This window comes from Burkholderia plantarii (genome assembly GCF_001411805.1).
GTDB lineage: Bacteria > Pseudomonadota > Gammaproteobacteria > Burkholderiales > Burkholderiaceae > Burkholderia > Burkholderia plantarii.
This window is the reverse complement of record NZ_CP007212.1, coordinates 1,055,488-1,068,528: the sequence shown is the minus strand read 5'-3', so window position 1 is coordinate 1,068,528 and position 13,041 is coordinate 1,055,488. Positions and strand designations below refer to the sequence as shown.

At 71.2% G+C, this 13,041-nt stretch carries 12 protein-coding genes; 7 read left to right on the top strand and 5 right to left on the bottom strand.

Going from position 1 to position 13,041, the window contains the following annotated elements; all coding sequences use genetic code 11:
• Positions 1-65 precede the first annotated feature (65 nt).
• Positions 66-464, bottom strand: a complete 399-nt coding sequence (locus bpln_RS37280; RefSeq protein ID WP_175937985.1) for a hypothetical protein — start codon at positions 462-464, stop codon at positions 66-68.
• Positions 465-915: 451 nt separating this feature from the next.
• On the opposite strand from bpln_RS37280, the gene bpln_RS04695 reads away from it, so the two are divergent.
• From bpln_RS04695 to fumC, 3 genes are all read left to right on the top strand, one after another.
• The gene (locus bpln_RS04695) at positions 916-1,134 is read left to right on the top strand and encodes an RNA-binding S4 domain-containing protein (RefSeq protein ID WP_042624200.1); all 219 of its coding nucleotides are present in this window, start codon (positions 916-918) and stop codon (positions 1,132-1,134) included.
• Positions 1,135-1,323: 189 nt separating this feature from the next.
• The gene (locus bpln_RS04690; RefSeq protein WP_042624199.1) at positions 1,324-2,709 is read left to right on the top strand and encodes an MATE family efflux transporter; all 1,386 of its coding nucleotides are present in this window, start codon (positions 1,324-1,326) and stop codon (positions 2,707-2,709) included.
• A gap of 171 nt (positions 2,710-2,880) precedes the next feature.
• Positions 2,881-4,275, top strand: a complete 1,395-nt coding sequence (fumC, locus tag bpln_RS04685) for a class II fumarate hydratase (protein ID WP_042624198.1) — start codon at positions 2,881-2,883, stop codon at positions 4,273-4,275.
• Positions 4,276-4,377: 102 nt separating this feature from the next.
• Here the strand turns inward: fumC and bpln_RS04680 are convergent, their stop codons facing one another.
• A complete protein-coding gene (locus bpln_RS04680) occupies positions 4,378-4,887 on the bottom strand; it encodes an acyl-CoA thioesterase (protein ID WP_042624197.1) in 510 nt (169 codons plus the stop codon).
• A 115-nt stretch (positions 4,888-5,002) separates the two neighbouring features.
• Positions 5,003-5,164: a hypothetical protein gene (locus bpln_RS37115; protein ID WP_167352303.1), complete on the bottom strand. Its 162-nt coding sequence runs from the start codon at positions 5,162-5,164 to the stop codon at positions 5,003-5,005.
• A gap of 147 nt (positions 5,165-5,311) precedes the next feature.
• Between bpln_RS37115 and bpln_RS04675 the strand changes: the two genes are divergently transcribed.
• Together bpln_RS04675 and bpln_RS04670 are read left to right on the top strand one after the other, a co-directional pair.
• Positions 5,312-6,022 carry an ArsR/SmtB family transcription factor gene (locus bpln_RS04675; RefSeq protein WP_055138189.1) on the top strand — a complete coding sequence of 237 codons (711 nt, stop codon included), beginning with the start codon at positions 5,312-5,314 and terminating at the stop codon, positions 6,020-6,022.
• Between the two features lie 159 nt (positions 6,023-6,181).
• Positions 6,182-8,665, top strand: coding sequence for a DUF6600 domain-containing protein (locus bpln_RS04670; RefSeq protein ID WP_055138188.1), 2,484 nt, complete (start codon positions 6,182-6,184; stop codon positions 8,663-8,665).
• A gap of 155 nt (positions 8,666-8,820) precedes the next feature.
• Here the strand turns inward: bpln_RS04670 and bpln_RS04665 are convergent, their stop codons facing one another.
• Positions 8,821-9,792, bottom strand: a complete 972-nt coding sequence (locus bpln_RS04665) for a thymidylate synthase (protein ID WP_055139443.1) — start codon at positions 9,790-9,792, stop codon at positions 8,821-8,823.
• A gap of 40 nt (positions 9,793-9,832) precedes the next feature.
• Positions 9,833-11,224: a sigma-54 dependent transcriptional regulator gene (locus bpln_RS04660; protein WP_055138187.1), complete on the bottom strand. Its 1,392-nt coding sequence runs from the start codon at positions 11,222-11,224 to the stop codon at positions 9,833-9,835.
• Between the two features lie 765 nt (positions 11,225-11,989).
• Between bpln_RS04660 and bpln_RS36595 the strand changes: the two genes are divergently transcribed.
• The gene (locus tag bpln_RS36595) at positions 11,990-12,319 is read left to right on the top strand and encodes a hypothetical protein (RefSeq protein WP_055138186.1); all 330 of its coding nucleotides are present in this window, start codon (positions 11,990-11,992) and stop codon (positions 12,317-12,319) included.
• 147 nt (positions 12,320-12,466) lie between these two features.
• Complete coding sequence (locus bpln_RS04650; protein ID WP_055138185.1) at positions 12,467-12,970, top strand: dihydrofolate reductase; 504 nt, start codon at positions 12,467-12,469, stop codon at positions 12,968-12,970.
• Positions 12,971-13,041: the final 71 nt, after the last annotated feature.

The following is a 13,041-nucleotide window of genomic DNA, read 5'->3' as shown; positions in this document are numbered from 1 at the left end:
AATCACGACGGCTTACGCGCAAGCACGCACCGTGATTGGGCGACGGCAGTCGACGCCTGCGGCGCTTATTGCGACTGCGAGCCGTTGCCGCCGTCCGGCGCCGCCATCGGCGACGTACCGTTGGTGTTGCCGTTCACGGCATCGCCCGCCTTCGACTTCGCGCCATGCATCGAGCTGTTCGCCCGCGTCTTCGCATGCGACTTCATCGAATGCTTGGCGCCCGTGCCGCCGGCGCCGGGGCCGGTGCCCGGCGCGGTCGGTGCCGCATCGGTACCGCCGCCCGCGTTCATGCCGGCGCCGCCCGACGGGCCGCTGCCGGCCGGGCCGCCGCCACCGCCGCCGGCACCACCCGCCCCGGCACCACCGCCCGCTCCGCCGCCCGCCTGGGCCATTGCGGCGGTCGCGCCGAACGCCATGGTCGTCACGACAAGCGCGCTCATCAGCTTCATACGAATTCCGGACATGACATTTCTCCTCGGTTGAATGGGACACGGCTCTGCGGCGAGTCGCGCCACGCCGCCGCAACGGGCGGCAGGTTCATGGAATGCCGGCGGCCGGCCGTGCCGGCGCGCCGTCGTTGCCGTCATCGTCGGGACTTGCCCGACGCGCCCCCGCTATCGGGCGGGCTCACGGCCGGCGCATCCGCGCCTGTCGCCGCCCACGCGATCGGGCTCGCCTCGTCGATTCCGGCTCTCCATGCCACGCAGCGTTCGTTCCCGATCCTGCACCGGCATGCCGCGACCGCGGCGCGAGCCGCCCCGATACGCCGCCGCGCCCGCCCCGCCGGGCTTCGCGCGGTATCGACCGGAGCCGCCGGCGCCGCCCTCACGCGGCGCTCGCCGCCGCGATCGCGCTGGCTTATGATGCGAAGCCTTGTCTTTTTTACTCATGCGCGCCCTTCGCGCATGTCATTCGATGCCCAATCTGGATTTCACGCTGACCGGCGAATTCGTCGAACTGCACAACCTGCTCAAGATCACCGGGGTGGCCGACAGCGGCGGCTCCGCCAAGATGCTGGTCGCCTCGGGCGCGGTGCGCGTCGACGGCGCCGTCGAGCTGCGCAAGACCTGCAAGATCCGCGCGGGTCAGGTCGTGCTGTTCGAGGACACGCGGATCGCCGTCCACGGCGCTTAGGGTCGGTTCCTTTCCCCGCCGCGGGCGCCGGTGTGGGTCGCCGATGCGCGTCCGGCGCCGGCGCGACGGCTTCAAACGACGGCACATCAAGCTCCCCCGCCGGTCGATTCGACAGCGGGGGGTGAAACCCGTAAGCTTGCCGTCTCAGTACAACAATGCCGCGCGGGCCCGCATTCGCGCGCACTGCTCATGTCGCGCCACGACTTCTCTCGCGCCGCCCTCGCGCCGCCCTCCTTTTCCCGCCACGCCGCCGACACCGCCCGTCTTGCCGCGCCGCTTGCGATCGCACAGCTTTCGCAGATGGCGATGAGCGTCACCGACACGGTGCTGCTCGGCTCGCTCGGTCCCGACTCGCTCGCCGCCGGCGGGCTCGGCGCCACGCTGTTCTTCGTCGCCGTCACGGTGCTGCAGGGCGTGCTGACCTCGGTCAGCGTCAGCGTCGCGCATGCGCGCGGCGCGCGCGACGACAGCCGGATTCCGCACATCTACTGGACCGGCGTGGCGCTCGCGCTGCTGCTGTCGGTGCCGGCGATCGTGGTGCTGCTGTGCGCCGAGCCGCTGCTGCTGATGTTCCACGAGCCGCCGATGCTGGCCCACCACATCGGCGAATACACGCGCGTGCTGAGCCTGGCCGCGCCCGGCAGCCTGATCGGCGTCGGCCTGATGCGCTCGTTCCTGCCGGCGATCGGCGCGGCGCGACGCCTGCTGTGGGTGTCGATCGCGAGCGTCGGCGTCAACGCGGTGCTGAACTACGGGCTGATCCACGGGGCGTTCGGGCTGCCCCGGCTCGGCTTCCTCGGCTCGGCGGCGGCCACCACCATCACCATCTGGCTCACCGCGATCTCGCTCGTGCTGCTGCTGCACGGCCGCCCCACCTATCGCCGGTTCGTCGCCGCCTCGCGTCCGAAGCTGCCGATGATGGGCGAGCTGGTCGGGATCGGCTGGCCGGTGGCGATCACCTACGGGGTCGAATCGACGCTGTTCCTCGCCACCGGCCTCACGATCGGCGTGCTCGGCGAATCGTCGCTCGCCGCGCACCAGATCGCGCTGAACATCGCCTCGGTCACCTTCATGGTGCCGCTCGCGATCGGCCAGGCCGCCAACGTGCGCGTGAGCTACTGGACCGGCGCCGGCGCGCCGCTCGCCGCGCGCCACGCGGGCTTCGTCGCGATCGGGCTCGGCGTCGCGTTCATGTCGCTGTCAGGGCTCGTGATGATCGTCGCGCCGCATGCGATCGTCGGGCTCTACCTGCGCCTCGACGATCCGGCCAACGCGCGCACCATCGCGCTGGCCACCTCGCTGCTCGGCATCGCCGCGCTGTTCCAGATCGTCGACGGCGTGCAGACGGTCGGCTCGGGCTGCCTGCGCGGCCTCAAGGACACGCGCGTGCCGATGCTGGCCGCCACGGTCGGCTACTGGGGCATCGGCTTTCCGGTCGGCTACTGGTTCGCGTTCCATGTCGGGCTTGGCGCGCGCGGGCTCTGGTGGGGGCTCGCGGCCGGCCTCGCGAGCGTCGCGGTGCTGATGACGTGGCGCTTCCACCGCAAGACCGCGATGCTGGCCGCCGGCCGCTAACGGCGCACGCGCCGCGCCGATCCCCCGTGTGCCGCGAGCCGACGTAAAATCGCCCGCGGCGCTATGCTTGTCGCCTCTGGACGCCGTCGTCAGAACGGCGCCCGTCCCTACCTACGCTTGCGTGCCGCGCCCGCGCGGCATGGCTATTTTTTCAGTGACGGAGTCATCAAGATGAGCGAAGCAGTACGGATGGAACGCGACACGTTCGGTGAGATCGCGGTGCCGGACGCCCGCCTGTGGGGCGCGCAGACGCAGCGTTCGCTGCAGAACTTCAAGATCTCGACCGAAAAGCAGTCGCCCGAGCTGATCCATGCGCTCGCGCTGATCAAGCGCGCGGCGGCCAGCGTCAACCGCGAGCTCGGCGTGCTGCCCGACGACAAGGCGAACGCGATCGTGGCGGCCGCCGACGAGATCATCGCCGGCCGGCACCCGGACGAGTTCCCGCTCGCGGTCTGGCAGACCGGCTCGGGCACGCAGACCAACATGAACCTCAACGAGGTGATCGCGAACCGCGCGAGCGAGCTGCTCGGCGGCGTGCGCGGCGAGTCGCGCAAGGTCCACCCGAACGACGACGTGAACCGCGGCCAGTCGTCGAACGACGTGTTCCCGACGGCGATGCACATCGCCGCCGCGTTCGCGATCCACACCCGGCTGCTGCCGGCGTTGAAGCGCCTGCGCGCGACGCTCGACGAGAAGTCGAAGGCGTTCGCCGCGATCGTCAAGATCGGCCGCACGCACCTGCAGGACGCCACGCCGCTCACGCTCGGCCAGGAGTTCTCGGGCTACGTCGCGCAGCTCGATCAGGGCATCCGCCACGTCGAATCGACGCTGCCGCACCTGTACGAACTCGCGCAGGGCGGCACCGCGGTCGGCACCGGCCTCAACGCGCATCCGAAGTTCGCGGTGGCGGTGGCCGACGAGATCGGCCGGCTCACCCAGCTGCCGTTCGTCACGGCGCCGAACAAGTTCGAGGTGATGGCCGCGGCCGACGCGCTGGTGTTCGCGCACGGCGCGCTGAAGACGGTCGCCGCGAGCCTGATGAAGATCGCCAACGACGTACGCTGGCTCGCCAGCGGCCCGCGCTGCGGCCTCGGCGAGCTGTCGATCCCGGAAAACGAGCCGGGCAGCTCGATCATGCCGGGCAAGGTGAATCCGACCCAGTCGGAAGCGGTGACGATGCTGTGCTGCCAGGTGTTCGGCAACGACGTGGCCGTGAACTTCGGCGGCGCGAGCGGCAACTTCGAGCTGAACGTGTTCCGGCCGATGATCGCGCACAACGTGCTGCAGTCGGTGCGGCTCCTGGCCGACGGCGCGCTCAGCTTCAACGACCACTGCGCGGTCGGCATCGAGCCGAACCATTCGCGCATCGACACGCTGCTCAACGAATCGCTGATGCTGGTGACGGCGCTCAATCCGCACATCGGCTACGACAAGGCCGCGCAGATCGCGAAGAAGGCGCACAAGGACGGCACCACGCTGAAGGCCGCCGCGCTCGCGCTCGGCCACGTGACCGACGCGCAGTTCGACGAGTGGGTGAAGCCGGCCGAGATGATCGGCAAGCCCTGAGCGGGCACGCCCGATGCCGCCGCTGCCCGGTAATGCCGGGCGGCGCGGCGAGATTGCCGGGGCCGGCGTCGCGCGTCATCGCGCCCGCCGGCCCCGGCCGTTTCAGACCGTGCCCTTCGCGACTTCCTCGGGCTTCAGCTCGACGATCTTGTCGAGCGCCGCGCGCACGTCCATCGCGTACTGCGCGAGGCGCTTCTCCTCGTCGGTGGCGGGCACGAACGGCGGCACCGGCAGCGGGTTGCCGTTCTCGTCGACGGCCACGAACACCACCAGGCAGTCGGTGGTCTGGCGAAGCACGCCGCCTTTCGGATCGCCGGCGTGGACCGATACGTGGATGTGCATGCTGGTGCGGCCCGTGGCGACCACGCGCGCCTTCAGCTCGACCAGGTTGCCGACCAGGATCGGCCGCTGGAAACGGATGTTGCCGACGCTGACGGTCACGCAATAGCGGCTCGACCAGATCGCCGCGCAGGCATAGGCGGTTTCGTCGATCCACTTCATCAACGCACCGCCGTGGACCTTGCCGCCGAAGTTCACGGAGGTCGGCTCGGCGAGGAAACGGAACACCGTCTCGGAGCGATCGAGCGGCGCGGTGGGCGAGGAATTCGACATCTTGGGCTCCGTTTCGGGCGGGATCGTGTGGATGCGCCGATTATACGGGGCCGTGACGATGTGCCGCGCGCCGCTTTGTTCTGCCGAGGTGTTCCCGCCGGGATGCGCGTCGGACTCAGTTGTGGACGCTGATCCCCTGGTCGATCGTGCCGTACATCTCGATGCTGCCGTGGCCCGCGCCACCACCCGCGCCACCACCCGCGCCGCCGTTCGCGCATCCCGCGCAGACGAGCGCCACGGCCAGCGCCGCCAGCCAAGCCTTCGTCGGTTTACGCATGATCGTTTCCTCGTCTCGCTCCGGATGGGACGCATTCTACGCGGCGCATCCGGCGGCCGGCGCGCATTCGACGTTTCATGTCGAGCCGAATCATTGAATCCGTGCCGCGCCTACACTGCCGCTATCCCTTTCCCGCGGAACCCGACCATGATCGCCACCGACCCGCACTTTCCCGGCCTGAGCCGGATCGGCGCGCTGCTCGCCGACCCGGGCCGCGCAGCCATGCTGTGGGCGCTGATGGACGGCAGCGCGCGCCCGGCCGGCGAGCTCACGCGGCTCGCCGGGCTCTCGCCGTCGGCCGGCAGCGCGCATCTCGCGCGCCTGACCGACGGCGGCCTGCTCACGCCCGAAGTGCGCGGCCGGCACCGCTATTACCGGATCGCGTCGCCCGATGTCGCCGCCGCGATCGAGGCGCTCGCCAATCTCGCGCAGGCCGCCGCGCCCGCCCTGCCGCCGCGGGCGCCCCGGCCAGCGCGCACCGTGCCGATGGAGATGCGCCATGCGCGCACCTGCTACGACCACATGGCCGGCGAACTCGCGGTGCGGCTCTACGAGCGCATGCTCGATGCCGGCTGGCTCACCGCCCAGACGCGCGAGGTCGAGGTCACGCCGGCCGGCGCGGCGCAGTTCACGCGCTGGCGCATCGATCTCGGCGGCGAACGGCAGCGCCGCCGGCGCTTCGCCTGCACCTGCCTCGACTGGAGCGAGCGGCGCGCGCATCTGGCCGGCGCGCTCGGCGCCGCGCTGCTCGACGCGTTCCGCGCGCAGCGCTGGGTCGAGTCCACCGGCAAGCCGCGCATCCTGCGCGTCACGCCCGAGGGACGGCGCCAGTTCGAGCGGCTGCTTACCGGCCGTTGACGGCGGCTTTGCAGGCCGTTGACGAATCGCGCGCGGCGACATGCTTTGTTACAGCCATCGCGAGTCGCATTACAAAAGCCGGCGTCCGGAAACATCGGGCCCGGGTAGAGTGACGTCACCGGTGCGCCGCCGCGCCGGATATCGAACAACGAGTTCAACATGACATCACGCCGCGCTTCGTTCCTGTCGACTTCACCGACCGCACTGGCCACGCTGGCCCTTGCCGCGTTCACGGCGCTCGGCGCCACCGCGCCGGGCGCGCTCGCCCAGACTCCGCCGCCCACCGCGGCCGCCGCACCAACCGCGCAGCAGCCGGGCGGCGACCCGCCATCGCGCGTGGCGCGGCTCGACTATCTGTCCGGTCCCGTGACGACCGAGCCCGCCGGCGCGAGCGACTGGTCCTACGCGGCCGTGAACCGCCCGCTGACCACCGGCGACCAGCTCTGGAACGATCGCGGCGGTCGCTCGGAAATGCATATCGGCTCGACCGCGGTGCGGCTCGACCAATCGACCTCGCTCGCGCTCCTGAACCTCGACGACAGCAACGCGCAGTTGAAGGTCGCGCTCGGCACGCTGTCGACGCACGTGCGCGAGGTGCCGCCCGGCAGCGCCTATGAAATCGACACGCCGAACCTCGCGCTCGCGATCAACGGCGCCGGCGACTACCGCGTCGACGTCGCGCCGGACGGCGCCTCGACCACCGTCACGGTGCGCAGCGGCAGCGCGACCGTGTACGGCGACAGCGGCCAGATGCCGATCGGCCCCGGCCAGCAGGTCACCTTCACCGGCACCGGCCTGCAGACGGCCGGCAGCGGCGCGGCGCCCGCGCCCGATGCGTTCGACCAGTGGGGCGGCGCGCGCGACGCGGCCGAGGACCGCTCGATCTCGGCGCGCTACGTGTCGCGCGAGATCCCCGGCTACCAGGATCTCGACGCGAACGGCAGCTGGCACGAAACGCCCGAGTACGGCGCGGTCTGGACTCCGAACAGCGTGCCGGCCGGCTGGGCGCCCTATCACACCGGCCACTGGATCTGGCAGGCGCCGTGGGGCTGGACCTGGGTCGACGATGCGCCGTGGGGCTTCGCGCCCTATCATTACGGCCGCTGGGCCTATGTCGACAACAGCTGGGGCTGGGTGCCCGGCCCGATCGTGCCGGCCGCGCCGCCCTGCTACGCACCGGCACTGGTGGCCTTCGTCGGCGGCGGGGGCGGCGGCTTCGACTGGAGCGTCGGGCTGGCCGCGGGCGGCGCGCTCGCCGCCGGCATCGCGTGGTTCCCGCTCGGCCCGCGCGAAGTCTGGCATCCCGGCTGGCAGGGCTGGAGCCCGCGCTACTACGAACGCGTGAACCGGCCGGTGTTCGTCAACCAGACCGTCAACATCACCAACATCCACAACACCTACGTGAACTATCACGTGCGCAACGCCATCACCGCCGTGCCGGCGACGGCGTTCATGCACGGGCAGCCGGTCGCGCACTTCGCGCAGCACGTCGATCCGCAGCAGTGGCGCAACGCGCGCATCGGCGCGGGCGCGCCCGGCATCGCGCCAGTGCGCCAGAGCTTCTCGGGCGGCCTGCGCAACGCGGCCTACCGGCCGCCGCAGGCCGCGTTCGCGCATCCGATCGTGGCCACCCGCAATCCGGCCGTGCCCGCAGCGTTCCACGACCGGCAGGCGCAGCAGTATGCGCAGCATGGCGGCAGCGTGCCGGGCGCGGGCGCGCCGGTAATCCGCGCCGCGACGCCGCCGAACTACGCGGCGCGGCCGGTCCGTCCGGTGGCGGGCGGCGCCGCGCCGAACGGCGGCCGGAACCCGTGGGCGATGCACAACGTGCAGCTCGTGAATCCGCACGGGCCGGTGCTGCAGGCGAGCCGCGGCGGACCGGCTGCGCATCCCGGGCCGGGCACGCCGTCGGCGGCCGCGATGCGAGGCAACGGCATGCCCGCCGCCGGCTTCGCGCGGCCGGGTGCCCCAACGCCGGGCAACGGCGTGCCGCGCCCGCCCGCCGAATCGCGGCAGCCGGGCGGCGCGCAGCCGCCCCGGCAGGCGGCCCCCGGCGACCAGCCGGCGTGGACCCGACCGCATGCGCCGATCGCGCAGCAGCACGCCAACGGCGGCTTCCCGCACAACGACGCGGCGGGCCAGCGCGGCGGCGAAGTCCCCGGCGGCCAACCGCATCCGAACTTCGGCGAGCGATACGGCCAGAACGTGCAAAACGTGCAGTCGCGTGTCAACGGCGTGCCGGTCCAGCCGGGCGGCCAGGGCTTCGCGCCGAACCAGACGCCGCACGCGGCGCCGGGCATGCACGTACCGACCCAGCCGCGCGTCGAGCAGCAGGCGCCGCACGTCAACGCGCCCCGGCCCGAGTTCGGCCAGCAACAACCACCGCATATGGCGGCCCCGCAGCCGCACGTCGAGGCACCCCGCTTCGAACGCCCGCAACCGCAGCCTCGCGTCGAGGCGCCGCGCATGGAAGCACCCCAGCCGCATTTCGAGCGTCCTCAACCGCAACCGCAGCCGCGCATGGAGCCGCAGCGCATTGAGTCGCAGCACATGGCGCCGCCGCACGTGGAAGCACCGCGCCCGGCGCCGGCACAGCCGCATCCGCAGGAGGCACCGCACCCGGGGCACCCCGCGCACGGCTGATCGACGCCTTCAACGCCAACGCCGCCGGCCGCGCATCGCGCGGCCCCGCTCCCGATTCGTGCGGGAGTGAACGGGGCAGCAAAAAGCCCGCGCCAACTTGGCGCGGGCGTGTTTTGCGCTCTCCGATGCCGGGCGGCACGCGCCCGGCGCGTCGCTCAGACCGCCATCGGCGCCGTCAGCGGCGCGTGATGGCGATAGCCGGCCAGCGAGAAATCGGCCGGTTCGATCCGTTCCAGCCATTCGGGCGCGTAGACGCCCGTCTTCGCGTAGTCGGGCACGCGCTCGGCGATCTCGAGGCGCGGGCTCTCGTAGGGCTCGCGCTCGAGCTGCTGGCGCAGCATGTCGAGCTGGTTCTCGTAGATGTGCGCATCGCCGATGAAATAGCTGAACCAGCGCGGCTGGTATCCCGTCAGCCGGCCGACGAGTTCCAGCAGCGCCGCGCCTTCCGTGAGGTTGAACGGCGTGCCGAGGCCCACGTCGTTGCTGCGGATGTACAGGCAGAGCGAGATCTCGCGCTTCGCCAGGTTCGGCAGGAACTGGTAGAGCAGATGGCAGGCCGGCAGCGCGATTTCCTCGAGCTTCACGGGGTTCCAGCCGTGGAACAGGATGCGCCGGCTCGACGGGTCGCGCATGATCGTGTCGAGGCAGTCGCGCAGCTGGTCGATCGCCTTGTGCAGCAGCACCTTCTGCGCGCCCGCCTCGTCGAAGCGCGTGACGATCCGGTAGCCGCGCGAGAGCGCGTCCTCGACCTGCGCCGTCGCCTGCGCGTCGAGCACCTTGTAGCCGGGCCAGCTGCGCCATTGCACGCCGTACACGTCGCCGAGATCGTCCACGCCGGTGCGATACGGGTTCGCGAGCCAGGCGGCGTTGTCGTTCGCGTTGGCGTCCCAGACCTTGCAGCCGAGCGCGCGGAATTCGGCCGCGCTGCGCGAGGCGCGCAGGAAGCCGACCAGCTCGCCGATCGCCGACTTGAACGCGAGCTTCTTGGTCGTGACGGCCGGAAAGCCCTGCTGGAGGTCGAAGCGCAGCATCGCGCCGGGAATGCCGATGGTGCGGACGCCGGTGCGGTTTTCCTGCCAGGAGCCGGTGTCGAGGATGGTGCGGACGAGATCGAGATACTGTTTCATGCGGGTTCCTTCGGCCGCGAGCGCGGCCACACCCGCGATTCTAACAAGCCTCGCGCCGCTCAGCGGCGGCCGGCGCCGCGAGCCCGGCCGCGCCAGGCTCGCGTTCGCGCATGCCGTGCGCGAGCATCAGCCGGTACAGCGTCACGCGCGACACGCCGAGTTCGCACGCGGCCTCGGCCAGGCGCCCGCGATGGCGCAGCAGCGCCACCTCGATCGCGCGGCGCTCGGCGGCCTCGCGCGCCGCCACGAGCGAGACCGGCGCATGGTCGACGAAGCCCGACAGTTCCAGGTCGGCCGCCGTGATCATGCGCCCCTCCGACATCACGATCGCGCGCCGCACGCGGTTGATCAGCTCGCGCACGTTGCCGGGCCAGCCATAGTTGTGAAGCGCCGCGATCGCATCGGGCGCGAAGCCGCGCAGCCGCCGGTGCCCGTCGCCGCGAAAGCGTTCGAGCATGTGTCGCGCCAACACCTCGATGTCGCGGCCACGCTCGCGCAGCGGCGGTTCGACCAGCTTCAACACGCACAGCCGGTGATAGAGATCCTCGCGAAAGCGCCCGGCACGCAGCGCGGCCTCCATGTCGACGTGGGTCGCGCAGATCACGCGCACGTCGACCGGGATCGACGCATGGCCGCCGAGCCGCTCGATGCGGCCTTCCTGCAGGAAGCGCAGCAGGCTCGCCTGGCTTTCCAGCGGCAGGTCGCCGATCTCGTCGAGGAACAGCGTGCCGCCATGCGCGGCCTCGACGCGGCCGATCTTGCGCTGGGTGGCGCCGGTGAACGCGCCGCGTTCGTAGCCGAACAGCTCGGACTGCAGCAGGTGAGGCGGGATCGCGCCGCAGTTGATCGCCACGAACGGCGCCGCCGCGCGCGCCGAGCGCTCGTGGATCGCCACCGCAGTCAGTTCCTTGCCGGTGCCCGACTCGCCGGCGATGAACACCGGCGCGTCGGTCGACGCAACCTTGCGGATGGTCCGGAACAGCGCGAGCATCGCCTCGCAGGCGCCGACCATCTCGCCTTCGCCGAGCGTGCCCGCATGCGGCGGCGGTTCGGTCAGCGTGATCATGCCGTAGGCATGGCCGACCGACTCGACGATGCGCTCGCCGCTGCACGGCATCGTCACGTAGTCGAAGCAGTAGTCGCGCACCAGCCGGCGCAGCGCGGCGTCCTGCATCTGGCCGCGCTGCGTGGCCGCGATCCAGCCGACGTTCGGCGTGGTGAGGCAGGTCTCGACGTCGTGCAGATCGGCCACGCCGACCCCGCCCGACACGTCGAGCAGGCCGCCCGCGATGCCGCCCCGTCCGGCCGCCCGGCGCAATTCGCGCGCCGAATGCACGACCTCGATCTGCCAGCCGCGCGCGTCGAAGCAGCGTTGCAGATCGACGCTCGGCGCCGGAGAAAAATAGATCAGATGCCTAGTGGCGATTCCCATCGCATCATCCTTCGTCTGATTCCAGGCATGTGTGGCCTCACATGCATTCATCGGATCGAACGAAGCCCGGGGGCGTGATTCGATCCGCGCGTCACATTGCAGACATTGAAGTCACCCCGGAAGTATTGCGCGTGGCTGGGTCGCTTCCTCGTGTATTGCGCAACCCTGATTATTCGTATTGTTGATTGACGCGATCGGCCGTGCCGACACGTTTTCAATGTAGTCGCTCCCGATGTCGCGCAAAAAACTTTTGTGAAGCCGGCGCGACGAATCCGTGGCGCCGCAGGCTGGCTTCACGCCCAACCCGCCTCCCTTGTTGCGCCGCGATCGATTGCAGGGTCAGTGTCGAGGCTTTCGTATCGCTTGGATATCCGAAGTAATCCCGACGACCGATGTTTCAGAACTGAAACGTTCTCGGCCGCTCGCACGTGGCCAGATTGGTTCCGATGTTGCCGCGCGCCCTGCCCGGCCAGCTCGCCCGCGCGATGGCACGGATTTCGCGCGATTGCCGGGCCGGAGATCCCCGTCATGCCCCGCTGCGTCACCTGCCCCACCCGATCCGCCCTTCTCGAATCCGCGCCGGTACCATGCTGGCCGGCGTGCTGGCCGGCGTCCTCCTGTCGGTTGCCGACGCGGCGCAGATGCCCGATCACGAGGCCGACGCGGGCCCGCTGGCCAACGCGACGTTCGCCGACGCTAACGCGCTCCGGCTCGCGCCGGCGTCAGACGAAACCACGCGCAGCGCGGCCGCTGCCGACCCCGAACATGGTCGATCTCCACGGCAGCCTCGGCATAGCGAACCGCACCGGCGCCGCGATCGACAATCGGCAGGCAGTGGTGCTCGACCGCGTCTCGCTCGCGCCGCCCGGGCAGAGCGCGATGCGCGGCACGGTCACCACCCCGATCGACGGCGTCGGCGCGACGGCGGGCGCGACAGCCGTCACCGACACCGCGTCGGCCGGCATGCCGAACGCGATGTTCGGCGCCGACGCGGCCGACGGCGTGGCGGGCAGCCTCGGCGTGAACCTCGCCGGCGGCGCCGGCAACCTGCAGCACAACGGTCTCGTGGTCGTATCGCTCGGCGGCACGCACTGAACGCCTCGCCGCGATCGCGCCCGGCATCCGGCAGGGTGCGCCCCGACGTTCGCGGCGCGCCCATGCCAGGGCCGCGCGGTCACGGAAGCGGCCCCGATCGGCGATCCGGTAGAATCGGGCGCTTTCCCGCCCGCACCCGGATTCCCCATGACGACCCTCAGCCTGATCGTCGCGCGCGCCCGCAACGGCGTGATCGGCCGCGACAACCAGCTTCCTTGGAAGCTCCCCGAGGATCTCGCGTTCTTCAAGCGCACCACGATGGGCGCGCCGATCGTGATGGGCCGCAAGACCCACGAGTCGATCGGCCGCCCGCTGCCGGGGCGCCGCAACATCGTCGTCACGCGCGATGCGACGCGGCACTTCGACGGCTGCGACGTGGTCAACTCGCTGGCCGAGGCGCTCGCGGCGGCCGCGCGCGACGGCGCGGCCGAGGCGTTCCTGATCGGCGGCGCGCAGCTGTACGCCGAGGGACTGCGCGACGCGGACAAGCTGATCGTCACCGAGATCGACGCCGATTTCGACGGTGACGCGCATTTCCCGGCGCCCGACCCGACGCAGTGGCGCGAGGTGTCGCGCGAGCGCCATCACGCGGCCGCGCCGAACAACTTCGACTACGCGTTCGTCGTCTATACGCGCGCGCCGGCGCCCTGAGCGCCGCCTGGCGCCCGCTCTCACGCACAGCAAGAAGCGCCGCTTCGAGCGGCGCTTTTCGTTTCGGCCGA